This is a genomic window from Neorhizobium tunisiense, assembly GCF_039631515.1.
In the GTDB taxonomy this organism is placed as follows: domain Bacteria; phylum Pseudomonadota; class Alphaproteobacteria; order Rhizobiales; family Rhizobiaceae; genus Neorhizobium.
Window position 1 is genome coordinate 1,231,218 of record NZ_JBDIUU010000001.1, and the last position, 23,664, is coordinate 1,254,881.

Sequence of the window (23,664 nt, forward strand, 5' to 3'; positions counted from 1 at the left end):
CGAAAGCGGTGCTAAATCTCTCCCGCGCTTTGAACAGCGTATCGATACGATCGGGTGTCTGGCGCAGAACCGGCAATGCCGCAATGGCCGTCATCGAGATCGCATCAGGCGCGGAGGCCCGGCATGGCGGAAGACATTACCTTCGACATGGAATTCACCCCTTCCTACGGCGTGCCGGTCACTGTTGCCGACGGCGTGCAGCGGATTACCGTCAACAATCCCTCGCCCTTTACCTTTCACGGCACCAATACCTATATCGTCGGCGGCTCCTCGGTCGCGGTCATCGATCCAGGCCCCGAGAACGATGCGCATTTCGAGGCGCTGATGGCGGCGCTGAAGGGTCGCGAGGTCACCCATATCTTCGTCAGCCACACCCACCGCGACCATTCCCCGCTCGCCCGCCGGCTGAGCGAAGAAACCGGCGCGATCACCGTCGCCGAGGGACCGCACCGGGCCTCGCGGCCGCTGCATGCGGGCGAGGTCAACCCGTTCGCGGAAAGCGCCGACACCGGTTTCGTGCCCGACATCGCGGTCGCCGACGGGCAGGTGATCGAGGGGGACGGCTGGGCGCTGGCGGCCGTGCACACACCCGGCCACACGGCCAACCATTCCGCCTTCGGACTGGAAGGAACCGCCGTCCTGTTTTCCGCCGATCACGTGATGGCCTGGGCAACCACGATCGTCGCGCCGCCGGATGGCTCGATGGCCGACTTCATGGCTTCGATCGAAAAACTGCTGCCGCGCGAGGACCGCATCTTCTTTCCGGGCCATGGCGGCCCGGTGAAGGAACCGGGCTCGTTCCTGCGCGGGCTTCGCACCCATCGGCGCATGCGCGAACGCGCCGTGCTGGAGCGCATCAAGGCAGGCGACCGGCTGATCCCGGACATGGTCAAGGTGATCTATGCCAGCACCGATCCGCGCCTGCATGGGGCGGCGGCCCTTTCGGTGCTCGCGCATCTGGAAGACCTGGTCGAAAAAGGCCGCGTGCTGACCGAAGGCCCGCCATCGCTTGCGGGCGTGTACTGGGCGGCCTAGTTCCCGGCAATCCCCAGGAGCTCGGTATCGAGCCGGTCGAGGAAATCCTCGGCGATGGCTTCGCTCATCCCGAGGTCATGCGGCCCGTAGCGCGAAGCGACGCGGATATCGACGGAGGTCGTCTCGGCATCCTCGCGCAGCCGGATCACCAGGTCGAAACGCAGGCCGAGAACCAGGGTGCGGGTCTCCCCCTGCAGCAGCACATCGCCGGCATTGACGAAAACCGGTGCAAGCGACGGTTCCGGGCGCGGCAGCGGGATCGGCGCCACGTCCGGCACCGGCGCCTGTTCGTCCGGCGGCGCGGGGCGCTGGGAGATGTCCGGCGCGATCAGCTCGACGCCTTCCTTCTTGGTGATCGCGATCCGGGCGGAGAGTACCGCCTTCTGTACGCCCTGATAGACGCGGTCGAGGGCGCCTTCGTAACGCCTGCCGGTGAGGCCGGGATAGGCGGCGAATTGCACCCGCCGATCGGCAGGCGTGATCACCGTCGAGCGCGGCAGCCATTTCTGGTTGGCCTTCGGTGCCGCGACCCAGGGCGGCGGATCGGCAATATCGGTGGAAATGTCGTGGAGCGGCGGCAAGGTGTAATAATAAAAGGCGCCGGTCGCCACGACGGCAAGCGGGACAGCGGCATAGGCCAGCCCCTTGGTGGCTGCGACGCCGCCGCTTGCGCCGACCTGCCAGAGCCGCATCAGGCCGATCAGCGACAGGGGCACGGAAACGGCGGCAATCGCCGCCGAGAGAAACAGCAGGGCCAGGAAATCCGGCGTCGCCAGGGGACCGAAACGATGCGCCAGCGTGGCGATGACGAACAGCGCCAAGGCCGATAAGGCCAGCCTGCGGGCCGTATAGGCCGAGTGGGAAACGGGCCGGACAAAACGGACGGACATCAGATCGGTAAAGGCTCCATGGCAAAAGCGCTTGCTCCTGTGTAAAACAGCTTCGCCCGGAATGGAATCCCATGGTTGCAGCCCGGCTGAATGAAAAGGAGTTCATGCCCATGCGCCCTCACAGCTTTCTCCTCATCGCACCGTTGGCCGCGCTGCTGGCGGGCTGCCAGACGATGACGCCGGAGGAACGCCGCGCGGCGGACGAAACTACCTGCGCCAGCTACGGCTTCAGGCGGGGCACGGATGCCATGGCGCGCTGCATGCTCGACATCGAGCTCGACCGCCGCGCCGAAGGCCGCTCGATGCAGTCCCGTGCCGACGCGATGATGTGGCGGCCGATGGTGGTGGAGCGCCGGGTGATCGTCGAGCGGCGTTGATTCGATACGACGCTATAGAGCAGCGCGCTCCTCCAAATCCCGCATGCTACCGGCGTGCCGGGTCTCCTTGACCGGCCCATAGGGATATCCGGCGTCGAAAGTGAAGGCCCGCTCGATCACCGGCGATATTGCAGCTCGATCTTCACGCCTTCCGGGCCGTAGACGAAGATCTGGCCGATGTCGGTATCGGGTATGGCGTCGTGTTCGAAGCGGTAACCCGTCGCCGTGATCCTCTCGATGGCGGCGTCGTGATCGTAAAAGCCGAAAGCCACATGGTTGAACATGCCGGGCGGAAAATCTTCGTCACGGGTGACGATGCTCAAGTGAATGAAGGGATGGCCTTCGAGATAAAGCCAGCGGCCCGGATCGGAAAAGGGTGGCCGGTAGCCTTCCTTGGCCCCGAGCACCTTGCCCAGGAACGCGATCATCGCGTCGGCATCGCGCGTATGAATATTGACATGGTCCAAGCGCGGCATGTTTTCCTCCCTGTCGCTCTCGCTGGGGAAGATAGCATGGGGAGTTCGCCGTCCTAGCCCTCACTGGCAGAAACGAAAGGTGGCCGGCCTCAGAAATTCTTCATGTTGTAATGGGGAATTCCAACATCGAAGAACTCTTCGCCATACGCCTTGAAGCCGAAGCGTTTATACATGGAGATCTTGTCGCTTTGGGCGGCCAGATGGAAGCGGTTGTCCCTCGCGTCCTTATGCGTCTCCATGGCGGCGCGGATCATGGCGCTGGCGAGGCCCTTGCCGCGCCAGGGCCTGATGACGGCGACCCGGCCGATCCTGACGCAGTCTTCCGCATAAATGACCCGAAGCGTGCCGCAGACCTCACCCGAAACGACGGCCACGAAGTGGAAGGCGGTCAGATCGTCGGCATCGAACTCCATGTCAGCGGGCACGTTCTGCTCGACGATGAAGACTTCGCGGCGAAGGCGGAAACCCTCATTGCAGAGCGTGCTGAAGACGGGCACTGCGAGAACGGTGACTTGGCTCATGACCTCCTCCTTTCGATCGCCGCCTGCGCCGCCGCAAGCCTTGCGATCGGCACGCGGAAGGGCGAGCAGGAGACGTAGTCGAGGTCGGCATTCTCGCAGAAGCGGATCGAGGCGGGATCGCCGCCATGTTCACCGCAGATGCCGAGCTTCAAATCGTTGCGGGTGCGGCGGCCGCGCTCGGCGGCCATCTGGATGAGCTCGCCGACACCGTCGAAATCGAGCGAGATGAACGGGTCGTGCTCGATGATGCCCTTCTTCTGGTAGGTCGGAATGAAGGCCGCCGCATCGTCGCGCGACATGCCGAAGGTCGTCTGGGTCAGGTCGTTGGTGCCGAAGGAGAAAAATTCGGCGGTCTCGGCGATCACATGGGCGCGGATCGCGGCGCGCGGCAGCTCGATCATCGTGCCGGCGAGATAGGCGATCGGCACGCCCGTTTCCTTCGCGACATCCTCGGCGACGCGGTCGATGACGCCCTTCACATAGTCCAGTTCCTTGCGCAGGCTGACGAGCGGAACCATGATTTCCAGCTCGACCGGCTCGCCCGTGAGCTTTCCGGCCTCCACCGCCGCCTCGAAGATGGCCCGGGCCTGCATTTCGGCGATCTCCGGATAGGAAATCGCCAGCCGGCAGCCGCGATGGCCGAGCATCGGGTTGAATTCGTGGATTGCGTCGATGCGGCGAGCGAGGAAGGCCGGCGGCATCGCCATCGCCTTGGCGACCTCAGCGATTTCGGCCTCGCTCTTCGGCAGGAATTCGTGCAGCGGCGGATCGAGCAGGCGGATCGTCACCGGCAGGCCGTGCATGATCGAAAACAGCTCGATGAAATCCGAACGCTGCATCGGCAGGAGTCTTCCGAGCGCCTCGCGGCGGCCCTTTTCATCTTCGGCGAGGATCATCTCGCGCATCACGTGGATACGGTCGCCCTCGAAGAACATGTGCTCGGTGCGGCACAGCCCGATACCTTCGGCCCCGAACGAGCGGGCGGCACGGGCATCCTGCGGCGTATCGGCATTGGTGCGCACCGTCATGCGGCGGGTCTTGTCTGCCCAGGCCATCAACTTGCCGAAATCGCCCGACAGCGCGGGCTGGATCATCGGCACGGCGCCCTTCAGCACCTGGCCGGACGAGCCGTCTATCGTAACCGTGTCGCCGCGCTTCAGCGTCACGCCCCCGGCGCCGATCAGGATTTCGTTGCGCAGATCGACGCGCATCGAGCCGGCGCCGACGACGCAGGGGATGCCCATGCCGCGGGCGACGACGGCGGCGTGGCTGGTCATGCCGCCGCGGGTCGTCAAGATGCCTTCAGCGGCGTGCATGCCGTGAATATCCTCAGGGCTGGTTTCGATGCGCACGAGGATGACCTTGCGGCCCTCGTGTTCCGCCTCGACCGCCTCTTCGGCGGTGAAGACGATCTCGCCGGTGGCGGCTCCCGGGGAAGCCGGCAGGCCGGACCCGACCACGTGGCGCTCGACACGCGGATCGATGGTCGGGTGGAGAAGCTGGTCGAGCGAGGGCGGCTCGATGCGGCAGACTGCCTCTTCCTCGGTGATGACACCCTCCTCCACCATGTCGACGGCGATCTTCATCGCCGCGCGGGTGGTGCGCTTGCCGGAACGGGTCTGCAGCATCCACAGCTTGCCGCGCTCGACGGTGAATTCGAGGTCCTGCATTTCGCGGTAATGGGCTTCCAGCCGGTCGCAGATCGCCTTGAACTCGGCGAACGTTTCCGGCATCAGCTTTTCCATCGACGGCTTTTCGGAGCCGGAGGCGATACGTCCTTCCTCGGTGATCGATTGCGGCGTACGGATGCCGGCGACGACATCCTCCCCTTGGGCATTGACCAGAAACTCGCCGTAGAGCGCCTTTTCGCCGGTCGAGGGGTTGCGGGTGAAGGCGACACCGGTCGCAGACGACGAGCCGAGATTGCCGAACACCATGGTCTGGACGTTGACGGCCGTGCCCCACTCCTCCGGAATGTGGTGGAGCATGCGATAGGTCATGGCGCGCGGGTTCATCCAACTCGAAAAGACGGCGCGGATGGCGCCCCAGAGCTGCCCATGCGGATCCTGCGGAAAGCTGGTGTCCAGCTCGTCCTCGATCATCCTCTTGTAGAGGCCGACGACATGCTGCCATTCGACGGCGGAGAGGTCGGTGTCGTAGTCATGGCCGAGCCTTGCCTTTTCGTCCTCCAGGATTTCCTCGAAGACCTCATGGTCGAGGCCCATGACCACATCGGCATACATCTGGATGAAGCGGCGGTAGCTGTCCCAGGCAAAGCGCGCATCGCCGGCATCGTGCCCGAGCGCCTGCACGGTCTCGTCGTTGAGGCCGAGATTGAGAACGGTGTCCATCATGCCCGGCATCGAAGCACGGGCGCCGGAGCGCACGGACAGCAGCAGCGGCTTCGTCTTGCCGCCGAATACGCGGCCGGTCTGCCCTTCGATCGCGGTTATGCCTTCGAGGACCTGCGCCTTCAGGTCGTCCGGAAGCGTCCTTCCATTCTCGAAATAGAAAACGCAGGCATCGGTAACGATGGTCAGCCCTGGAGGAACAGGCAGGCCAAGGCTTGCCATCTCTGCGAGATTGGCGCCCTTGCCACCTAGCCGCTCGACGTCCGTGGCGCGGCCCTCCGCCTCGCCACCGCCGAAGCGATAGACCCATTTCGACATTGCTGCTCTCCACCCGTCGCAGTCTTTTGCGCAATAACTACAAGTTTTATGACGGTTTGGAAACGGATGTCGGCAGGATTATGTTGCGTCGCAACAAAAGCGGTCGAATACGGTCATCAAATGGACCGGGTCTCGCTTAAAACAAAGCTTTGCGGGGCCGGATCACAGGCGGCCCCGCAAAGCTTTCCGCCCAGGACAGGAAACCCGGACGGGGGGTGCGAAACTTTAAGTCGGACTGCGAAGCGTATGGACGCTTAAGCGCGTTCCCATTTCACAATCCACAAAATAACAGTAGTCAAAAAATTACATCCCCCATATGGGTGATTCTACGTAGGTTGCAGGTACTTTACCCCGGATGCCGCGTTAAAAATTGATGCTGGTCAATGAATTGACCTAAATCACGTCGCTAGACAATACAACTCTCACAACAAGCCCCTCTCAGCTCGCCTCGCGCAGAAGTTCCGCGGTCTGGAGATCGACGGAAACGAGCTGGGACACGCCCTGCTCGCCCATCGTCACGCCGAAAAGGCGGTTCATGCGGGCCATGGTGATGGGATTATGGGTGATGATGATGAAGCGGGTTTCGGTCGATGCCGCCATCTCGTCCATCAGATTGCAGTAACGTTCCACATTGTGATCGTCGAGCGGCGCATCGACCTCATCCAGCACGCAGATCGGCGCCGGATTGGTGAGGAAGACGGCGAAGATCAGCGCCATCGCCGTCAGCGCCTGCTCGCCGCCGGAGAGCAGCGTCATGGTCTGCGGCTTCTTGCCTGGCGGGCGGGCGAGAATTTCGAGACCGGCTTCGAGCGGGTCGTCGGATTCGATCAGCTGAAGTTCCGCGGTGCCGCCGCCGAAGAGATGGGTGAAGAGCCGCTGGAACTGCTCGTTGACCACGTCGAAGGCGGCCAGCAGCCGCTCGCGGCCTTCGCGGTTGAGGCTCTGGATCGCGCCGCGCAGTTTGCGGATCGCGTCGATCACGTCGGCGCGCTCGCGCATCAGGTTGTCGAGCTTGTCGGAAAGTTCCTTCTGTTCCTCGTCGGCCCGCAGGTTAACGGCGCCGAGCCTTTCCCGCTCCATGCGCAGGCGGTCTACCTCGCGCTCGATCTCGCGGACATCCGGCAGGGCCGAGTCGGGCTTCAGGCCCGCCAGCCGCAGGACCTCGTGGGGTGCGACATTGAGCGCCTCACGGATGCGGTTCTCGCTCTCATGGCGCTTCTCGGCAGCCGAAACCAGACGCTCCTCGGCACGGCCACGCTTTTCGCGCACCTCGGCCAGTTCCGACAGCGCGACGGTGGCAATCCGGTCAGCCTCGCGCTGATGGGTTTCCGCTTCAGCCAGGCGGTCGGCGGCGCCGCGGCGGGCCTCCTCGGCCTTCTGCAGCTCGGTGAGCAGCGCGCGGCGCTTGTCGTCGAATTCTTCAGGCGCAGCTTCGAGATCGGCGATCTCCTCGCGGGCCTCTTCCTCGCGTTCTCGAAGGCTGGCGATATGATCTGCGGCGCTCGCCGCCCGGGCCGTCCAGGAGGCGCGCTCCTGGGCGATCGCTGCCACGCGCCGCTTGCGAGCCTCGGTCTCGCGGCTCAGGCCCTCGTAACGGGCGCGCGCTTCGGCGAGCAGGCCGCGATCGGTCGCGACAACCGCCTGCTGGTCGCGCAGCCGGTTATCGAGATGGGAAATATCGGGCGCATCCTCGAGCTCGATGCGGGCGTTTTCTTCCTGGACGCCGAGATCCTCGATCTGCGCGGTCACCTGGTTCACCGCCTCGCCGGCCACGTCGCGGCGGCGCATCAGGTCTCCGGCGGCGCGTTCAGCAGCGGCCAGCGCATCGCGGGCTTCCGAAAGCTGGCGCGCGGCGATGCGGGCGCGGTCGCGAGCGTCGGTGAGGCGCCGTTCTGCGGAGACGATTTCGGATGCGGCGGCGGCGAGCGCCACTTCGGTTTCGGAAAGCACGATGCGGGCTTCGTCGATCTCGGCTTCCAGTTCCGAGAGCCGGTTCTTCTGGGACAGGCGCAAGGCAGCGGCACCCGGCGCCTCGGAGCCGGTGACGTGACCGTCCCAGCGGTAGACGGCGCCTTCCCTGGTCACCAGGCGCTGGCCGGGTCGTAGCAGGCGCATCAGGCGATGCGCATCGCCAGGCGCGATCACACCGATCTGGGCAAGGCTGCGGGACAGTTCCGGGGGCGCGGTGACATGGGCGATCAGCGGCTGGGCGCCCTGCGGCAGGCCGGGATCACCGGAACCGTCGCCATTCACCGACCAGTAGGTCGGGGCCGATACATCAACGGGGCTTTCGAGATCGTCACCCAACACCGCGCCGAGGGCGGCCTCGAAACCGCGATCGACGCGGATCATGTCGGCGACCGCGACGAAATCCCCCGATGTGGCGCCGGCGGCCAGCATTTTCGAAATGGTGCGCGCCTCGGTCTCCAGCGCATTGAGCGCCGAACGGGCAGCCTCCACCGGGCCACGGGCCATCAGTTCGGCGGAACGGGCTGAGGAAAGCGCAGCCTCCACATCCTCGGCGGCGATGGTTGCGTCCTCGACGGCGATTTCCGCCGCCTCGACCGCCTCGCGCTTTTCGGCCGGATCGTCGAGGCCGGACAGCCGCTCGTTGATCGCGTCGAGTTCGCCGGTCGCGTCGGCGAGCTGCCGGTCGAGGCGCTGGCGGCGCTCCGCGAGATCGCGGATCAGCCGTTCGAGCTGGTTGCGACCGGCGGCCGCCTCGGCGCGCTCGGCGGTGATTGCCGAAAACAGCGCTTCGCTCGCCGCAAGCGACGCGGCGGCAGCCTCGAAAGTCTCGCGCATCTCCTCGGCTTCGGCGCCGGAATCGGAAAGCATGTCGTTGAGTTCGGCCTCTTCCTCGCCGAGCTTTTCGAGGAAGGCGGTATTGTCGGCGGCGAGCCGTTCCTCGCGGCTGATATCTTCGCCCAGCTGGATGAGCCGGCGGGTCAGTTCGTCTCGGCGCTTCAGGAGGCGGTTTGCCTCTTCCTCCAGCTGGCCGCGGGCAATCTGCAGGCGTTGCAGGGCGGCACCGGCCTTCGCCTCCTCCTCGCGCAGTTCCGGCAGCTTGAGGCTGGCGATCGCCTGTTGTTTGGCGGCCTCCATCTGACCTTGCGCCTTTTCGGCAACGACACTGGTGATCTGGTTCAGCGCGCTTTCGGCCTCTCCTTCCGCCTCCTTGGCCTGCACCCAGCGGATATGCAGCAGCATCGCCTCGCGGGCGCGGATATCGGCCGACAGGGTCTTGAAGCGGCTTGCCTGGCGGGCCTGGCGTTTCAGGCTCTCGATCTGGCTTTCGAGCTGCGAAAGCACGTCATCCAGGCGTTCGAGATTGCCTTCGGCGGCGCGCAGCCGCAGTTCCGCCTCGTGCCGGCGGGAATGCAGGCCGGAAATGCCTGCCGCCTCTTCGAGCAGCTGGCGACGCGCCTGGGGTTTTGCCTGGATCAGTTCGCCGATGCGGCCCTGCCCGACCATGGATGGCGAGCGGGCGCCGGTCGAGGCATCGGCAAACAGAAGCTGCACGTCCTTGGCGCGGGCTTCCTTGCCGTTGATGCGGTAGACGGAGCCGGACTCGCGCTCGATGCGGCGGGTCACCTGGATCTCGTCGGAATCGTTGAAGGCAGCGGGTGCCGTGCGATCGGAATTGTCGAGATGGAGGCCGACTTCGGCGGTGTTGCGGGCCGGGCGGTTGCCGGAGCCCGAGAAGATTACGTCGTCCATGCCAGACGCGCGCATGTTCTTGTAGGAGTTTTCCCCCATCACCCAGCGCAACGCTTCGACAAGGTTCGACTTGCCGCAGCCGTTCGGGCCGACCACGCCGGTCAGCCCGCGCTCGATGATGAATTCCGTCGGTTCGACGAAAGACTTGAATCCGAGAACGCGCAGCTTGTTGAATTTCATGCCGCGCCCCTCACCTTCCCGTCAGGGAAGGTGCACTCACGACAGGCTGTCGATGAGCTTCGACATGGATTCAACCGACATATCTCCCGAATACTTCTTGCCGCCAATCAGGAAGGTCGGCGTGGAATTGACGCCAAATTCATCCGCACCCCTCTTAACGACAGCATTCACTTGATCGAGAAGCTTCTGGTTCGTCAAGCAGGCCTCGAAAGTCTGCTGTGAGTAACCTGCGAGTTTGACCGTCTGGAGCAGCGCATTGCGCACATTTCCGTCCGCAGGCGCCGCCCAGCCGCGCTGCTGCTTGAAGAGCATCGAAACCATCGGGAAATACTGGGCAGGCGTCGAAAGCTCGGCGGCGTTCTGCGGGCTGCAGCGGGCAAGCATGAAAGCGGCGGTCGCGACCGGATCGAACGGGAATTCGCGGATGATGAAGCGCACCTTGCCGGTATCGATATACTTGGTCTTGATCGTGTCGAACGTCTTGTTATGGAAATTGGCGCAATGCGGGCAGGTCATCGACATGTATTCGATGATCGTGACCTTGGCCTTTTCGTCACCCAGCGCCATTTCCGGCAGCGGGCCGGGCTTTACCGCAGCGGCCATGTCCACGTCGCCCTGCGATTCCGGCAGTTCCTGCGCGAAGGCTTCGGAAGCGCCGAGCGGCAGCGCCAGGCAAAGGGCAGTGACGGCCACTCCGCCGAGAAGCGCGCGCCTGGTCATGGTCATTTCGTTCATCTGCATGGAACACCCGTGTGCGAGAGATCTTCAATAAAGGTGACATTCCGTATCGCGGCGCCCCAGCGCGAACAAGCTGTCGATAGGCAAATCTCTTCAAAGAATTGTGACAAATCGGAGGTCTATCAAGAGGATCGGCGGGTTTATCTCTCAGAGCTTGCGTTTCTGCTGCAGGACGGCGGTGCCGAGCCTTGCCACGGCTTTCTTGAGCGCCTCGCTTTCGATGCCTTCCATCATGGCTTCGAGCCGCTTGGCGGCCTCGCCCTTCAAAGGCGGCGGCTTGCGGGGATGCTTGAAGGTCTGGGAGACCGGTTTCTGGACAATGCGGATCTGGCGCACGGCCGGAAAACCGAAAAAGCCGTTGATGCGGGCGATCAGCTCGCCCTGTGCATGGGTGAGGAAAAGGGCGCGGGCGCCTTCGCAGGCGATCGTCAGCACGCCGGCCTGGTGGCCGCCGCCCGAACCGGTGCCCTCGTCGCGGCGCGGCCAGGCGATCTTTTCCGGCCGCGTGCAATCGGCAAAGTCCTCGCCGGCGATCTCGTCCCAGGAACCGAGCAGTGCAGTCGATATGCCGGCGCGGCGGGCGAGCACCGGATCGATGATGCCGTTTGCCACTTCCGATATCTGCAGCTCGCGTTTCTTGGGATAACTCATGACGCCTGCCATTGTGGCGCCGGCAGGCCTTGATGCCGGCGCACTCTTCCCACAACTATACGCCAACTCTTCCCATTACGGCAAACAATGCTCCAGACGATCCACATTACCCATGCGCAGAAGCTGCTGACCTGGTACGACCGGCATCACCGCGAGCTTCCATGGCGGGTGAGCCCGACTGCGGCAAGGGCCGGAAGGCGGGCCGATCCCTATCATGTCTGGCTGTCGGAAGTGATGCTGCAGCAGACCACCGTGCAGGCGGTCAAACCCTATTTCGCCAAGTTCCTGACGCTCTGGCCCAAAGTGACCGACCTTGCCGCCGCACCGGTCGAGGACGTGATGGCCGCCTGGGCGGGGCTTGGTTATTACGCCCGCGCCCGCAACCTTAAAAAATGCGCCGAAGCGGTGGCGGCCGAGCATGGTGGTGTGTTTCCGGACACGGAGGAAGGCCTGCGGGCACTTCCCGGCATCGGCGACTATACGTCAGCGGCCGTCTCGGCCATCGCCTTCAACCGGCAGTCCGCGGTGATGGACGGGAATGTCGAGCGGGTGATTTCGCGGCTTTACGCCATCGACGCGCCGCTGCCCGGCTCGAAACCCGCCATGAAGGCGAAGGTGGCTGAACTGACGCCAGCCGACCGGCCGGGCGATTTCGCGCAGGCGATGATGGATCTCGGCGCGACGATCTGCACCCCGAAACGACCGACCTGCGCGCTCTGTCCCTTCCGCGACGACTGTCTCGCCTTTGCCGAACACGATCCGGAACGGTTTCCGGTGAAGGCGGCGAAGAAGGAAAAGCCGGTGCGGCTGGGGGCGGTCTTCGTGGCCGTGACGCCCGAGGGCGAAGTGCTATTGCGGCGGCGGGTCGACAGCGGCCTGCTCGGCGGCATGACCGAAGTGCCGACCACTGCCTGGACCTCGCGCATCGACGGCGGCACGACGACGGACCACGCGCCCTTCCCGGCCGCCTGGGAGGCATCCGGCACCGTCACCCACGTCTTCACCCATTTCGAACTGAGGCTCTCGGTCTTCCGGGCGAAGACCGAGAGGATCACAACCGCCGACGGCTGGTGGGAACCGGTCACCAATCTCGAGGCCCAGGCCTTGCCGACGGTGATGAAAAAAGCCATCACCCAAGCTATTCCATTGGCCTTCGAAAAATCTCCGAACTGATATTCCCGGGACATACTCATGGCAGCCAAGATCGACCACATCGTCTTCGACATCGGCAAGGTGCTGATCCACTACGATCCGAACCTTCCCTTCGCCCGCGTCATTCCCGACGAAGAGGAGCGCAGATGGTTCTTCGAAAACATCTGCACCCATGAATGGAACCTGGAACAGGATCGCGGCCGCAAGTGGGAAGACGCCGAGGCGCTGCTGGTCGAGCAATATCCGGAGCGCGAGGAGCAGATCCGCGCCTTCCGCAAATACTGGCACGAAATGGTGCCCCATGCCTATGAAGGCTCGGTCGCGATCATGGAAGGCCTGATCGACAAGGGCCGGGACGTGACGATGCTGACCAATTTCGCCGCCGATACGTTCGCCGAGGCTCGCAAGATCTTCCCCTTTCTCAATAAGCCGAGGGGCGTGACCGTGTCGGGCGAAATCGGCCTGATCAAGCCGGACGTGGCGATCTACGAAAAGCACGCCCGCGACTTCGGCCTGACGCCGGAAGCCTCGATCTTCATCGACGACAGCTATCCGAATGTCGAAGGTGCGCGCGCAGCCGGGTGGCAGGCGGTGCATTTCAAGGATGCCGAGACGCTTCGCCAGGACCTGATCGCCCACGGCATCGAGCTATAGCGGCTGGGCTTGCGGGGCCGGATATCTACAGGATCCGGCTCGCGGCGCAGACTCGTCCAACGACTTTGAGGTCGGCTAAACTGTCCTTGAGGACATGCTGTGGGCGATAACGTTCCAGATTGTCCGGCAGGAGTTCTAGGCTGCCGTCCACCAGGCGCTGCACCCGCCGTGCGATCAATTCCTCGCCGACATCGAACAGATAGACGCTCCCGTCCTCCAACTTGCGGTCGCCGATATCGACGAAAATAGGCGCCCCGTCGACGATCGTCGGCGCCATGCTGTCTCCCCTTGCGGATACGACCCGGATGTTCTCCGGATCGACAGAGAGCTTCGCCCAGAAGCTTTGAGGCATGGCCGCCCATGTCGTGTCGCGCGGTTCGAGTGGAGGCAGCCCGGCCGCCTCGTCCTCATACGCCGGGATAAGGATGCGATCCGCGGCATTCCAGACCGGGTTCGGTTCGGAAAATCCGCCGGGCGGGATTTCCGGGAGCGTAAAATGGATGACCCCTTCCTCCACCGACCAGTCGTTGCCGAGATACTCGATCGGCACTTCGGCGAGTTCCGCCATCATGTTGAGCGTGCTGTGGCGCGGTTCGGTCTTGCCGTGGCGGTAGTTGTCGAGGGTGTTGTCGTTGAGGCCGAGCGCATCGACGACGCGCAGGCGGCCGCCGGCCAGTTCGCAGAGGATCAGCATTTTCAGCGCCACGGCACGGCGCGCGGCATCCCTGCCCTCCCAGCTTGGAGAGAACCGCGCCAGCGCACGCTCGATCCGGTGGCGCAACTCGCCATTGACAGGCAGGGACATTTTTCAAAAACGCAAAATTGGAAATTAGCTCAACCCGATACAACCTACGATACCAAGCGCAGGTGACGGCGGGAATACCTGAAATTTCGCAAAATCGAGTTTGGCTGGGCGGCAGAGGCTGTCCACGCGACGCGCAAAAAGAAATGGCGCCCGGGATCAGCCTTCCCGGGCGCCAATTATCCTCGTCCGGGACTAGAGGTACGAAACCGGACGAGGCATTCGGTCGGTGTGGCGAGGGCCGGTGGATCAGCCCAGTTTCGCCATACCGTTTCGGATCACGGATCGCAGTTCATCGATGGGCTTGAGCGATTGCCCGTCGTCGAAATGCCAGAACGTCCATCCGTTGCATGCATCAAGGCCCTGCACTTTCGCGCCAAGGCGATGAATGGAACCGGCGTCGCCATTTGCCGAGAGCGTGCCGTCGGCGCGGATGATCGCGCTGTGGCGGCGCTTCGCGTCGGTCAGGACCTGACCGGGCTTGACGAGACCGCTTTCGACCAGCGTGTTGAAGGCGACACGAGGTTCAGCCTTCTTGCCGATCATGACCGTCAGTTCCGCCTTGCCGAGCGGCTCGACGGAGGCGATGCGGGCGGAAGCCGCGTCGATATAATCCTGCTCGCGCTCGATGCCGACGAAATTGCGGCCGAGGCGCTTTGCAACGGCGCCGGTCGTGCCCGAGCCGAAGAAGGGATCGAGGATCACGTCGCCCGGCTTGGTCGAGGCCATGATCACACGGGCGAGCAGCGCTTCCGGCTTCTGGGTCGGATGGACCTTCTTGCCGTCATCGCCCTTCAGGCGTTCGCCACCGGAGCAGATCGGGAACAGCCAGTCGGAGCGCATCTGCACGTCGTCGTTGGAGGCCTTCAGCGCATCGTAGTTGAAGGTATAGCTCTTGGCCTTGGCGTCGCGGCTCGCCCAGATCATCGTCTCATGGGCATTCTGGAACCGGCGGCCCTTGAAGTTCGGCATCGGGTTGACCTTGCGCCAGACGATGTCGTTCAGCAGCCAGAAATTCAGGTCCTGCATGATCGCGCCGACGCGGAAAATGTTGTGGTAGGAGCCGATGACCCAGATCGTGCCATGCGGCTTCAGCACGCGGCGGCAGGCGAGCAGCCAGGCCCGGGTGAAGGCGTCATAGATTTCGAAAGAGGCGAACTGGTCCCAGTCGTCATCGACGGCATCGACCAGCGACTGGTCGGGACGGTGCAGCGTGCCGCCGAGCTGGAGATTGTATGGCGGATCGGCGAAGATCGCATCGACGGAATGATCCGGAAGGGCTTCCAGGGCCGCAACGCAATCGCCCTTGATGATGGAGTTTAGCCAAGTGTCCGGACGGACCTGACGCTTCAGGTCGGCCAGCGGAAGAACTGCTGCCATGTGCTACTCGCTACGCTCTACTCGATACGAATTTACTGACTGTTATGGTTACCTATTTTGGTTACCAAAGCCTGAAGCGGCGTGCGATTTCGGGAAAAAATTCGAGACGTGGAAAGACCGTGCGGGTTGATCATTCCCACACTTGCCGTATCCTTAGGCTCCAACGATGGAGTGCGATGATCATGCCCACCGCAAAGGCGTCCGCAAAGCGGGGCGAACAAACGACGAGAAGAGTGCTTCTTGCTCGAGAGCTCAGCGATGTGGAAATGGCAGCGATCCGCGACGCGAAGGTCAAGACTGACGCGCCCTATAATCTCGACGATCTCGACGATGAAGGCAATCATATCTCCGGAAAACCGTCGGATCGGGCGCGTTGAAAATCCCTCATTCGGCGCCAATCGGTAGCATTGTCGCCTACGAATATCTCTGGCATTCCCAATCCGGAACAAGGGACGACGGCGAGAAAACGCGCCCTGCGGTTATCGTCGTGTCTGCCGTCCGCGATGGAAGCAAAGAGATCGTCTATTGCCTCGGCATCTCGCATAGCGAACCGAAATCTCACCAACGGGCATTGCCTCTGCCAGCAAAGCTGCTGAGGTATCTCGGCCTCTCGGACGAGCCGTTCTGGGCCTATACCGACCAGTTGAATGTCTTCATCTGGCCAGGCCCCGATCTGCGGCCCGCTTCGCGGTTGTCGAGCCGACCGCGCGCCGACGACAGCTGCGTGATTGGCCATCTGCCGAGCGACTGGTTCGAGTTGCTCAAGATGCATCTTGAGGAAAGCCGGCGGCTCGGGAAACTCGCCGCCATCAAACGCAGCGAATAGACATCTAAGCCGCATGCACCTCGCGGCTGTCCTTCGGCGCCTCCTCCCTCTCGAACATGCCGTAGTCCCTGACGACATGGCCGATCCGCAGGCGGTAGTCGGCAAATACACCGCCGCGGCCGGCTTTCTGGGCGGCGCGGTGGCTTTCGAGATTGCGCCAGGTCTTGACGGCCTCCTCGTCCCGCCAGAACGACAGCGAGAGGATTTTTCCGCGCAACGTCAGGCTTTCGAAACGTTCGATCGAGATGAAGCCGTCGATGGTTTCCAGCTCGGACCGCAGTTCGCCGGCAAGGTCGAGATATTTGTGGCGTTCGCCCATATAGGGAATGACTTCAAAAATGACGGCGATCATGGCTTTACCAAAGCTCCGTGCGGCATGGATACATTCTTGAGGAAGATTCGGTCCTCCTTCAGGATGAAACGCTCGCGTTTCGAGAAGGCGTAGTTCTCCTGGCCGAGCGGATCGGCCATCAGCCGGGTGCGATAGGCCTCGTACGCGGCGAGGCTGTCGATGTTGTAGACGGCGTAGGCCGTGGTCGCCGAGCCCTCGTGGGGGCCGAAATAACCGATCAGGTCGGCGCCGCAGCGGGGGATCGCCTGGCCCCAGTTGCGGGCATATTCAGCGAACTCCTCCTTCTTGAACGGGTCGATCTCGTAGCGGATGAAACAGGTGATCATGGCTTTCTCTCCTTGTGGTGTGGAGATGTTCTGCCATGTTGCCAGACGAAGATGCTTCGGTTACGGTCGAAGTATGAAAGAAGGCCCAGACATTGCCCGCATCGGGATGCTGTTCGGCGATCCCGCCCGCGCCAACATGCTGACCGCCCTGATGGGCGGCCAGGCGCTGACGGCGACCGAGCTCGCGCAGGCCGCCGGCGTGACGCTGCAGACGGCGAGTTCGCATCTCTCCAAGCTCGAGGAAGGCGGCATCCTCGCCCAGCGCAAGCAGGGCCGGCACCGCTATTTCACGCTTGCCGACGCGGCGGCTGGGACGCTGCTCGAAAACATCATGGGGTTTGCGGCAAGCCGTGGCCATCTGCGCCACCGGCCGGGGCCGAAGGATCCGGCGCTGCGCAAGGCGCGCGTCTGTTACGATCATCTGGCCGGCGATTATGGGGTTAGGATGCTCGACAGTTTTGTCGCCCGCGGCGCGATCGAGAGCGACGGCGAGAACCTGACGGTGACCCAAGAGGGCCGCGAGGAACTCGGCACGCTCGGCATCGATGTGGCATCGCTCACATCCAATCGGCGGCCGCTGTGCAAATCCTGCCTCGACTGGAGCGAGCGGCGTTCGCATCTGGCCGGCACGCTCGGCAAGGCGCTGCTTGCGCATTTCCTCGAAAAAGGCTGGGCACGGCGGAGTGAAGAGAGCCGCGCGGTGCTGTTCACTCCGGACGGCGAACGGAAGTTTCTTTCGCTGTTTCCGGCGGCCTGAACCCCATGACCAGCACGCCCGCATAATCCTCTCCGGCAATGCCATCGCAAAGGCTGCTCCATTCGCAGCCCGCGCAGGCGCGGCGCGTCACGCCGGCAGAGAAGGCATCCCGCAGTTTTTCGAACAGCGCCGCGTCGGGGGCGATCACCGCGCCCGCCTCAAGTTCCCGCTCAAGCAGGCGGGCAATATCTGCCAGCGCCGCCGCATCGCGATCGGCAACCGAGGCCCCGAAACAATGCGCAGCTTCGTCCGACAGAAGCGGGGCACAGATATCGTCGGGGCCGGAGATGATTTCGATCGGCTCGCCGGCGGAAATCCGGCCGGCGAGACGACGATAATTGGCGACGAAGGCTGGGCTGTAGCCCTCGCCGACAAAGGTCAGCATGCAGAGAAGATGATGCGGCCTAAGCCTCACCGTCATTCCGCGGCTACGCGATTGCGGGACGCGACCGCGGCAAGAACAGCCGCCGCCAGGCCCGATTTCAGCGCAGCGCCGAGGATGAACGGAGCAACACCGGCAAAGAACGCCTTTTCAGCGCCAATCAGGGCCGCAAGCCAGGCCCAGCCAAGCGCAAGGCATAGAAGGTTTGCGATGAGGTGTGCCGAGAAGCTGGCGAGGATGCGCCGCCCGGTCCAGCCGCGTTCGGCAAGCCGGCCGGCAAGGGCGGCAATCACCGGAAAGGAAAAGAGATAACCGGCGGTCGGCCCTGCGAAGGCGGCAATGCTGCCCGCCCCACCCGCCAGCACGGGCGCACCAAGTGCTGCTTCTCCAAGCCACGCAAGCACCGTCAAGGCGCCAAGCCGCCAGCCGTAGAGCGCGCCGATCATGGTCACGGCGAAGGTCTGCATGGTGATCGGCACCGGAACCATCGGCACGGCGATCCGGGATGCAATCGCCAGCACCAGCGTGCCGGCCAGCACGAATATGGCCTTCATCACCAACGACCTTTCGGCCAGCCGCAGCGGGTCGAAAACAAGTGCCTGGGGGGAATTGATCATGGACATCGAGCTCTCCTTCAAATTATAGATAATTTTCATTCCCATCTATTTTATGAGGCGCAATTTCGACGAAGGCAATAGCCTTGGCAATGAACACATAGCCAAGATCGGCAAGAATCGCCTAATTTGACGAAATTCAGCCGGATTCCCGGTAGATAAATTATCTATAATTCTGAAGTTCTTCAGCCAACGATGGCGAAAGTTTCGCGCGGAGTGCCCGTTTTTGCCGGCTGCGGGCCTCGGCCGATCCATTGCACGTGCTTCTGCAGGATGGCCGCGGCTTCATCGGCCTTGCCCTGCCTAAGGGCGGCCAGGATGGCGCGGTGGTCGTGGTCGGTGCGCTTTTCCCACCCGGACTGCCAGGCCGAGAACAGGAAGCGCGCGCTCGCCGCATGCAGGTCGTCGATCGAGGCGAGCAGGCGTTTCATGCCACAGGGGGCCAGGATCAGCCGGTGGAAACGGCGGTTCGCCTCTTCCCAGGCATGCACGTCGGCAGCGGCATCGCCCTCACGGGCCGCCTCTTCCGCCGCGTCGAGGATGGCTGGGGTCAGGTGGCGGGCGGCATGACGGAGCGCCAGCACCTCCAGCACCGCACGCATTTCCGCCACTTCGCGGACCTCGGCGAGATCAAAGGAGGCGACGCGCACGCCACGGCGCGGTTCGCTGATCGCCAGGCCCTGCGCTTCGAGCCGGCGGAAAGCCTCGCGCACCGGCACGTGGCTGGTCTGAAACTCCTCGGCGATGTGATCCTGGCGAAGACGGGCACCGGGAGCGATCTCGCCGCGCACGATGCGATCGGCAAGCACCCGGCTGATTCGGCTGGCGATTGTGTCTTCCGGCTCCTTGCTCATCAGCGTTCCTTAGAACGCCACCCCCGGCTTGTCGAGAGCCGCCCGCTACGCTGGTCTCAGCCATGCATGGCGGTTGGTTGAGGTTTGCATTATCATCGTATAAAAGGCCGCCGCACCCTATATCAGGCCGATGGAAGGCATTTCCTCATGAGCAGCTTCGACCTCATCATTTTCGATTGCGACGGTGTTCTCGTCGATTCCGAAATCATCGCGGCGCAGGTGGAATCCCGGCTGCTGACCGAAGCGGGTTATCCGATCAGCGTCGAGGAAATGGGTGAGCGCTTCGCCGGCATGACCTGGAAGAACATCCTGCTGGCTGTGGAGAAGGAAGCCGATATTCCGCTGTCGGCCTCGCTGCTCGACAAGTCCGAAACGCTGCTCGATGCGCGGCTTGCCCGCGACGTAAAGATCATCGACGGCGTGAAATTCGCGCTGGCAAGGCTGACGACGCAACGCTGCATCTGCTCCAATTCGAGCAGCCACCGGATCGACATGATGCTCGAAAAGGTCGGCCTCAAGCCCTATTTCGCGCCGCATATCTATTCGGCGAAGGACCTTGGGCCGGATCGGGTCAAGCCGAAGCCGGATATCTTCCTGCATGCCGCCGAGCAGTTCAAAGTTTCGCCGGAAAAGTGCCTGGTAATCGAGGATTCCACCCATGGCGTTCATGGCGCCAAGGCGGCCGGCATGCGTGTCGTCGGCTTTACCGGCGCATCGCACACCTATCCGAGCCATGCCGACCGGCTGACGGACGCCGGCGCCGAAACGGTGATCTCGCGGATGATGGACCTGCCGGCCGTCATCGCCGCCCTCGGGGAATGGGCCGGGGCGCTCTGATTCCCTCTATCAGCCGCGGCGGGCCGGCTTCTTTGCGGGCCCGTTGTCGTAGCCCAGGCGAACGCGGGTAAAGCGCGAGGCGCCGCCTTGCGCGTTCGGGATCTGCACATCCGCCTTGTTGAAGATGAACTGGGTGCCGCCCGCCGGCATATCGACCGGGAATGCCACCTTCTGCGAATAGATGACGCTGTCGCCATCGACCACTTCGACGAGGATCGGCAAGGTGACCTTGCCGGGAACGCCGACCGGGCCCTGGACGAGACGCCCTTGCGCGACGAGGTTGATGGTCAGCGTCGTTTCATTGGCGGTGCACTGGCGCGTCGCATCGGCGAGCGAGGCCTGATAGAGCAGCTTTTCCGGCTGGTTCTCCCCGCCGCGCGCATAGGCGCGGTGAACGGCGGTCTGTTCCAGCATGACGACCGGCGGGCAGAATGCCTGCACGACGGGAGTTGATGCCTCAGCGGCAGGGGCGGCGGTAGCGGTCGGGGTCAACCCTTCGGTCGGCGCCGAGGAATTGCAGCTTGCGAGAACCGCCACGAGCGACACCGCCAGAAGACCACGCGAAATCTTTGCAAACACCGTACTCAACCCTCTTCCATCCCAATATCTGGGCTATTCACCTGGCGAACCGGAGTGTCACTTTCCGGTCTTTCACCGCCCATTTTCCTGGTCTATATCAGCGGCGCGAATAAAAATCGATTGGGGTTGATGGTCGTGGACTATATTTCTACCCGGGGCGAAGCCGCTCCGCTCGGATTCCGGGATGCGCTGATGGCGGGCCTTGCCCGCGACGGCGGCCTTTACGTGCCACGTCAATGGCCTTCGCTCTCCAAGAAGGAAATCCGCGCGCTGCGCGGCAAGTCCTATCAGGACGTCGCCTTCGAAATCCTCAAGCACTTCGTCGGCGACGAAATTCCCGCCGACAAGCTGAAGGGCATGATCACGGAAGCCTATGCGACGTTCCGGCATCCGGCCGTCGTGCCGCTGGTGCAGACCGGGCCGAACGACTTCGTGCTGGAACTCTTTCACGGCACGACGCTCGCCTTCAAGGATGTGGCGATGCAGCTGCTCGCCCGGCTGATGGACTATGTGCTGGCCGAGCGCGGCGAGCGCGCCACGATCGTCGGCGCGACGTCGGGCGATACCGGAGGGGCGGCGATCGACGCATTCGCGGGCCGCGAGCGCACCGACATCTTCATCCTCTTCCCGCATGGCAAGGTCTCGCCCGTGCAGCAGCGGCAGATGACCACGTCCAGCGCCGCCAACGTGCATGCGCTGGCGCTGAAGGGCAATTTCGACGACTGCCAGAACATCGTCAAGGAGATGTTCAACGATGTCGCGTTCCGCGACCGGGTGAGGCTCTCGGGCGTCAACTCGATCAACTGGGCCCGCATCATGGCGCAGGTGGTCTATTATTTCACGGCCGCCGTTTCGCTCGGCGGGCCGGACCGGAAGATCTCGTTCACCGTGCCGACCGGCAATTTCGGCGATATCTTCGCGGGCTATGTGGCCAAGAAGATGGGCCTGCCGATCGACCGGCTGGTGATCGCCACGAATGACAACGACATCCTCGCCCGGACGCTGAAGACCGGGCGCTACGAGATGCGCGACGTCAAGGCGACCACTTCGCCGTCGATGGACATCCAGATCTCGTCCAATTTCGAGCGGCTGCTGTTCGAAGCCTATGGCCGCGACGCAGCTTCGGTTCGCGCCGCGATGGCCGGACTGAAACAATCCGGCAGCTTCGAGATCAAGCCGGAGGCGTTGAAAGCCGTCCGCCGCGAGTTCCGTGCCGGGCGTGCGACGGAGCGTCAGGTTGCCGCAACCATCCGCGAGACGCTTTCCGAGACCGGCTACCTCCTCGATCCCCATACTGCGACCGGTGTTTTCGTCGCAGGCAAGAACGCAAAACCGACAAGCCCGATGGTCACTCTCGCCACCGCGCACCCGGCCAAATTTCCCGCTTCGGTAAAATCCGCTTGCGGAATTGATCCTGCGCTTCCATCATGGCTTGCTGATCTTATGCAAAGGGAGGAGCGCTTCGATATCTTGGAGCCTGAGCTTAAGGCCGTCGAAACTTTCATCGGCGAGCATGCCCGCGCTAAGTAAGTAAGGTATCGGCGGCGCCGGAAAGACGTAAACATGAATGTAGAAATCACCCGGCTCGCCTCCGGGTTGACGGTCGTCACCGAAACCATGCCGCATCTGGAGAGCGTCGCGCTGGGTGTCTGGATCAAGTCCGGGTCGCGTAACGAGACCGAGGACGAACATGGGATCGCCCACCTCCTCGAGCACATGGCCTTCAAGGGCACCGCCCGCCGCAGCGCCCGCGACATCGCCGAGGAGATCGAGAATGTCGGCGGCGAACTCAATGCCGCGACATCCACCGAAACCACCTCCTATTACGCCCGCGTGCTCAGGGACCATGTCCCGCTGGCGGTCGATATCCTTGCCGACATCCTGACGGAATCAGCCTTCGACGAGGAAGAACTGCGTCGCGAAAAGCACGTCATCCTCCAGGAGATCGGCGCTGCCAACGACACGCCCGACGACGTGGTGTTCGACAAGTTCTCCGAGGTTGCCTATCGGGGCCAGACGCTCGGCCGGCCGATCCTCGGCACGCCGGATACGGTCAAGGGGTTCACGCCGGGGCAGATCCGCAACTATCTTTCACGCAATTACACGACGGATCGGATGTTCGTGGTCGCCGCCGGCGCCGTCGATCATGCGACGTTCACCAAGCAGGTGGAAGAGCGCTTCGCCAGCCTGCCGATGACCCCGAATTCGCCGCCCGTGCTCGAAACCGCCCGTTACATCGGCGGCGACGTGCGTGAAACCCGCGACCTGATGGACGCGCAGGTCCTGCTCGGTTTCGAGGGCAAGGCCTACCACATGCGCGACTTCTACTGCTCGCAGATTCTCGCCAACATCCTCGGTGGCGGCATGTCATCGCGCCTGTTCCAGGAGGTGCGCGAACGTCGCGGCCTGTGTTATTCGGTCTATGCCTTCCACTGGGGTTTTTCCGATACCGGCATCTTCGGCATCCATGCGGCAACCGGCGGCAACGAGCTGCCGACGCTGGTGCCCGTCATCATCGACGAGCTGCGCAAGTCCTCGGAAACCATTGATCAGCAGGAAATCGACCGCGCCCGCGCCCAGATCCGCGCCCAGCTTCTGATGGGCCAGGAGAGCCCCGCCGCCCGCGCCGGCCAGATCGCCCGCCAGATGATGCTCTATGGCCGCCCCATCCCCAACCCGGAAATGATGGAACGGCTGGAAGGCATCACCACCGAGCGGCTCACCGACCTTGCCGGACGGCTGTTTTTCGATACAGTTCCGACATTGTCGGCGGTCGGCCCGATCGAACAGCTCGCACCGTTGAGCGACATCACCACGGCGCTTGCCACGCCGGGGATCCAAACGAAGAAGGCTGCCGGTTAAACCGGCCGCCATGCCCGGAGCAGCGCCAGC

At 63.3% G+C, this 23,664-nt stretch carries 25 protein-coding genes; 10 read left to right on the forward strand and 15 right to left on the reverse strand.

Annotation, left to right across the window (positions count from 1 at the left end; all coding sequences use genetic code 11):
- The first annotated feature begins 123 nt into the window (after positions 1-123).
- A complete protein-coding gene (locus ABCW43_RS06595; RefSeq protein ID WP_345922643.1) occupies positions 124-1,035 on the forward strand; it encodes an MBL fold metallo-hydrolase in 912 nt (303 codons plus the stop codon).
- Here ABCW43_RS06595 and ABCW43_RS06600 read toward each other — a convergent pair.
- Complete coding sequence (locus tag ABCW43_RS06600) at positions 1,032-1,925, reverse strand: DUF1499 domain-containing protein (protein WP_345922644.1); 894 nt, start codon at positions 1,923-1,925, stop codon at positions 1,032-1,034. The two genes, ABCW43_RS06595 and ABCW43_RS06600, sit on opposite strands and share 4 nt — an antisense overlap.
- A 104-nt stretch (positions 1,926-2,029) precedes the next feature.
- Here ABCW43_RS06600 and ABCW43_RS06605 point away from each other — a divergent pair, with 104 nt between their 5' ends.
- Positions 2,030-2,302, forward strand: coding sequence for a hypothetical protein (locus ABCW43_RS06605; RefSeq protein ID WP_445738917.1), 273 nt, complete (start codon positions 2,030-2,032; stop codon positions 2,300-2,302).
- A 116-nt stretch (positions 2,303-2,418) separates the two neighbouring features.
- Here ABCW43_RS06605 and ABCW43_RS06610 read toward each other — a convergent pair whose 3' ends face one another.
- The 6 genes from ABCW43_RS06610 to ABCW43_RS06635 form a co-directional block, all read right to left on the reverse strand.
- Complete coding sequence (locus ABCW43_RS06610) at positions 2,419-2,778, reverse strand: VOC family protein (RefSeq protein WP_345922646.1); 360 nt, start codon at positions 2,776-2,778, stop codon at positions 2,419-2,421.
- An 89-nt stretch (positions 2,779-2,867) separates the two neighbouring features.
- Positions 2,868-3,299 carry a GNAT family N-acetyltransferase gene (locus ABCW43_RS06615; protein ID WP_345922647.1) on the reverse strand — a complete coding sequence of 144 codons (432 nt, stop codon included), beginning with the start codon at positions 3,297-3,299 and terminating at the stop codon, positions 2,868-2,870.
- Entirely contained in the window at positions 3,296-5,968 is a 2,673-nt protein-coding gene (gene ppdK / locus ABCW43_RS06620; protein ID WP_345922648.1) for a pyruvate, phosphate dikinase, read from the reverse strand. The genes ABCW43_RS06615 and ppdK overlap by 4 nt, the downstream gene beginning before the upstream one ends.
- A gap of 438 nt (positions 5,969-6,406) precedes the next feature.
- A complete protein-coding gene (locus ABCW43_RS06625) occupies positions 6,407-9,868 on the reverse strand; it encodes a chromosome segregation SMC family protein (RefSeq protein ID WP_345922649.1) in 3,462 nt (1,153 codons plus the stop codon).
- 36 nt (positions 9,869-9,904) lie between these two features.
- Complete coding sequence (locus tag ABCW43_RS06630) at positions 9,905-10,609, reverse strand: DsbA family protein (protein ID WP_345922650.1); 705 nt, start codon at positions 10,607-10,609, stop codon at positions 9,905-9,907.
- Between the two features lie 144 nt (positions 10,610-10,753).
- Entirely contained in the window at positions 10,754-11,257 is a 504-nt protein-coding gene (locus ABCW43_RS06635) for a DUF721 domain-containing protein (RefSeq protein ID WP_345922651.1), read from the reverse strand.
- A gap of 87 nt (positions 11,258-11,344) precedes the next feature.
- Between ABCW43_RS06635 and mutY the strand changes: the two genes are divergently transcribed.
- Together mutY and ABCW43_RS06645 are read left to right on the forward strand one after the other, a co-directional pair.
- A complete protein-coding gene (gene mutY / locus ABCW43_RS06640) occupies positions 11,345-12,430 on the forward strand; it encodes an A/G-specific adenine glycosylase (RefSeq protein ID WP_345922652.1) in 1,086 nt (361 codons plus the stop codon).
- Between the two features lie 18 nt (positions 12,431-12,448).
- The gene (locus ABCW43_RS06645) at positions 12,449-13,063 is read left to right on the forward strand and encodes an HAD family hydrolase (RefSeq protein ID WP_345922653.1); all 615 of its coding nucleotides are present in this window, start codon (positions 12,449-12,451) and stop codon (positions 13,061-13,063) included.
- A 25-nt stretch (positions 13,064-13,088) separates the two neighbouring features.
- On the opposite strand, the gene ABCW43_RS06650 is transcribed toward ABCW43_RS06645, so the two are convergent.
- Positions 13,089-13,868, reverse strand: coding sequence for a S24 family peptidase (locus tag ABCW43_RS06650; RefSeq protein ID WP_345922654.1), 780 nt, complete (start codon positions 13,866-13,868; stop codon positions 13,089-13,091).
- A gap of 246 nt (positions 13,869-14,114) precedes the next feature.
- Positions 14,115-15,245 carry a site-specific DNA-methyltransferase gene (locus tag ABCW43_RS06655; protein WP_345922655.1) on the reverse strand — a complete coding sequence of 377 codons (1,131 nt, stop codon included), beginning with the start codon at positions 15,243-15,245 and terminating at the stop codon, positions 14,115-14,117.
- 182 nt (positions 15,246-15,427) lie between these two features.
- Between ABCW43_RS06655 and ABCW43_RS06660 the strand changes: the two genes are divergently transcribed.
- Positions 15,428-15,622: a hypothetical protein gene (locus tag ABCW43_RS06660; RefSeq protein ID WP_345922656.1), complete on the forward strand. Its 195-nt coding sequence runs from the start codon at positions 15,428-15,430 to the stop codon at positions 15,620-15,622.
- A 110-nt stretch (positions 15,623-15,732) separates the two neighbouring features.
- On the forward strand, positions 15,733-16,071 hold the full coding sequence (locus ABCW43_RS06665; RefSeq protein ID WP_345922657.1) for a hypothetical protein: 339 nt from the start codon (positions 15,733-15,735) through the stop codon (positions 16,069-16,071).
- Positions 16,072-16,075: 4 nt separating this feature from the next.
- Here the strand turns inward: ABCW43_RS06665 and ABCW43_RS06670 are convergent, their stop codons facing one another.
- Positions 16,076-16,423, reverse strand: a complete 348-nt coding sequence (locus tag ABCW43_RS06670; protein ID WP_345922658.1) for an antibiotic biosynthesis monooxygenase family protein — start codon at positions 16,421-16,423, stop codon at positions 16,076-16,078.
- Entirely contained in the window at positions 16,420-16,749 is a 330-nt protein-coding gene (locus ABCW43_RS06675; protein ID WP_345922659.1) for an NIPSNAP family protein, read from the reverse strand. Before ABCW43_RS06675 ends, ABCW43_RS06670 begins: the two co-directional genes overlap by 4 nt.
- Positions 16,750-16,822: 73 nt before the next feature.
- Here ABCW43_RS06675 and ABCW43_RS06680 point away from each other — a divergent pair, with 73 nt between their 5' ends.
- Positions 16,823-17,506 carry an ArsR/SmtB family transcription factor gene (locus ABCW43_RS06680; protein WP_345922660.1) on the forward strand — a complete coding sequence of 228 codons (684 nt, stop codon included), beginning with the start codon at positions 16,823-16,825 and terminating at the stop codon, positions 17,504-17,506.
- Here the strand turns inward: ABCW43_RS06680 and ABCW43_RS06685 are convergent.
- The 3 genes from ABCW43_RS06685 to ABCW43_RS06695 all read right to left on the reverse strand — a co-directional run bounded on the left by ABCW43_RS06685 (position 17,457) and on the right by ABCW43_RS06695 (position 19,356).
- Positions 17,457-17,927 (reverse strand): DUF1284 domain-containing protein, encoded by a 471-nt coding sequence (locus ABCW43_RS06685; protein ID WP_345922661.1) that lies wholly within the window; start codon positions 17,925-17,927, stop codon positions 17,457-17,459. The two genes, ABCW43_RS06680 and ABCW43_RS06685, sit on opposite strands and share 50 nt — an antisense overlap.
- On the reverse strand, positions 17,924-18,511 hold the full coding sequence (locus ABCW43_RS06690; RefSeq protein ID WP_345922662.1) for a biotin transporter BioY: 588 nt from the start codon (positions 18,509-18,511) through the stop codon (positions 17,924-17,926). The genes ABCW43_RS06685 and ABCW43_RS06690 overlap by 4 nt, the downstream gene beginning before the upstream one ends.
- Before the next feature lie 176 nt (positions 18,512-18,687).
- Positions 18,688-19,356 (reverse strand): GntR family transcriptional regulator, encoded by a 669-nt coding sequence (locus tag ABCW43_RS06695; RefSeq protein ID WP_345922663.1) that lies wholly within the window; start codon positions 19,354-19,356, stop codon positions 18,688-18,690.
- 147 nt (positions 19,357-19,503) lie between these two features.
- Here ABCW43_RS06695 and ABCW43_RS06700 point away from each other — a divergent pair, with 147 nt between their 5' ends.
- Positions 19,504-20,193, forward strand: coding sequence for an HAD family hydrolase (locus ABCW43_RS06700; RefSeq protein ID WP_345922664.1), 690 nt, complete (start codon positions 19,504-19,506; stop codon positions 20,191-20,193).
- A gap of 9 nt (positions 20,194-20,202) precedes the next feature.
- Here ABCW43_RS06700 and ABCW43_RS06705 read toward each other — a convergent pair whose 3' ends face one another.
- Positions 20,203-20,772 carry a PilZ domain-containing protein gene (locus ABCW43_RS06705; protein WP_345923384.1) on the reverse strand — a complete coding sequence of 190 codons (570 nt, stop codon included), beginning with the start codon at positions 20,770-20,772 and terminating at the stop codon, positions 20,203-20,205.
- 126 nt (positions 20,773-20,898) lie between these two features.
- Between ABCW43_RS06705 and thrC the strand changes: the two genes are divergently transcribed.
- On the forward strand, positions 20,899-22,302 hold the full coding sequence (thrC, locus tag ABCW43_RS06710) for a threonine synthase (protein ID WP_345923386.1): 1,404 nt from the start codon (positions 20,899-20,901) through the stop codon (positions 22,300-22,302).
- Positions 22,303-22,335: 33 nt separating this feature from the next.
- Positions 22,336-23,634, forward strand: a complete 1,299-nt coding sequence (locus ABCW43_RS06715; RefSeq protein ID WP_345922665.1) for a M16 family metallopeptidase — start codon at positions 22,336-22,338, stop codon at positions 23,632-23,634.
- Positions 23,635-23,664: the final 30 nt, after the last annotated feature.

Coding starts and splice junctions, on each gene's coding strand:
- ABCW43_RS06615 (WP_345922647.1), bottom strand. CDS start 3,299: ATGAGCCAAGTCACCGTTCTCGCAGTGCCCGTCTTCAGCACGCTCTGC.
- ABCW43_RS06660 (WP_345922656.1), top strand. CDS start 15,428: ATGCCCACCGCAAAGGCGTCCGCAAAGCGGGGCGAACAAACGACGAGA.
- ABCW43_RS06605 (WP_445738917.1), top strand. CDS start 2,030: ATGCCCATGCGCCCTCACAGCTTTCTCCTCATCGCACCGTTGGCCGCG.
- ABCW43_RS06645 (WP_345922653.1), top strand. CDS start 12,449: ATGGCAGCCAAGATCGACCACATCGTCTTCGACATCGGCAAGGTGCTG.
- ABCW43_RS06690 (WP_345922662.1), bottom strand. CDS start 18,511: ATGTCCATGATCAATTCCCCCCAGGCACTTGTTTTCGACCCGCTGCGG.
- ABCW43_RS06670 (WP_345922658.1), bottom strand. CDS start 16,423: ATGATCGCCGTCATTTTTGAAGTCATTCCCTATATGGGCGAACGCCAC.
- ABCW43_RS06595 (WP_345922643.1), top strand. CDS start 124: ATGGCGGAAGACATTACCTTCGACATGGAATTCACCCCTTCCTACGGC.
- ppdK (WP_345922648.1), bottom strand. CDS start 5,968: ATGTCGAAATGGGTCTATCGCTTCGGCGGTGGCGAGGCGGAGGGCCGC.
- ABCW43_RS06610 (WP_345922646.1), bottom strand. CDS start 2,778: ATGCCGCGCTTGGACCATGTCAATATTCATACGCGCGATGCCGACGCG.
- ABCW43_RS06650 (WP_345922654.1), bottom strand. CDS start 13,868: ATGTCCCTGCCTGTCAATGGCGAGTTGCGCCACCGGATCGAGCGTGCG.
- ABCW43_RS06600 (WP_345922644.1), bottom strand. CDS start 1,925: ATGTCCGTCCGTTTTGTCCGGCCCGTTTCCCACTCGGCCTATACGGCC.
- ABCW43_RS06655 (WP_345922655.1), bottom strand. CDS start 15,245: ATGGCAGCAGTTCTTCCGCTGGCCGACCTGAAGCGTCAGGTCCGTCCG.
- ABCW43_RS06685 (WP_345922661.1), bottom strand. CDS start 17,927: ATGACGGTGAGGCTTAGGCCGCATCATCTTCTCTGCATGCTGACCTTT.
- ABCW43_RS06695 (WP_345922663.1), bottom strand. CDS start 19,356: ATGAGCAAGGAGCCGGAAGACACAATCGCCAGCCGAATCAGCCGGGTG.
- mutY (WP_345922652.1), top strand. CDS start 11,345: ATGCTCCAGACGATCCACATTACCCATGCGCAGAAGCTGCTGACCTGG.
- ABCW43_RS06630 (WP_345922650.1), bottom strand. CDS start 10,609: ATGCAGATGAACGAAATGACCATGACCAGGCGCGCGCTTCTCGGCGGA.
- ABCW43_RS06675 (WP_345922659.1), bottom strand. CDS start 16,749: ATGATCACCTGTTTCATCCGCTACGAGATCGACCCGTTCAAGAAGGAG.
- ABCW43_RS06625 (WP_345922649.1), bottom strand. CDS start 9,868: ATGAAATTCAACAAGCTGCGCGTTCTCGGATTCAAGTCTTTCGTCGAA.
- ABCW43_RS06715 (WP_345922665.1), top strand. CDS start 22,336: ATGAATGTAGAAATCACCCGGCTCGCCTCCGGGTTGACGGTCGTCACC.
- ABCW43_RS06680 (WP_345922660.1), top strand. CDS start 16,823: ATGAAAGAAGGCCCAGACATTGCCCGCATCGGGATGCTGTTCGGCGAT.
- ABCW43_RS06635 (WP_345922651.1), bottom strand. CDS start 11,257: ATGAGTTATCCCAAGAAACGCGAGCTGCAGATATCGGAAGTGGCAAAC.
- ABCW43_RS06700 (WP_345922664.1), top strand. CDS start 19,504: ATGAGCAGCTTCGACCTCATCATTTTCGATTGCGACGGTGTTCTCGTC.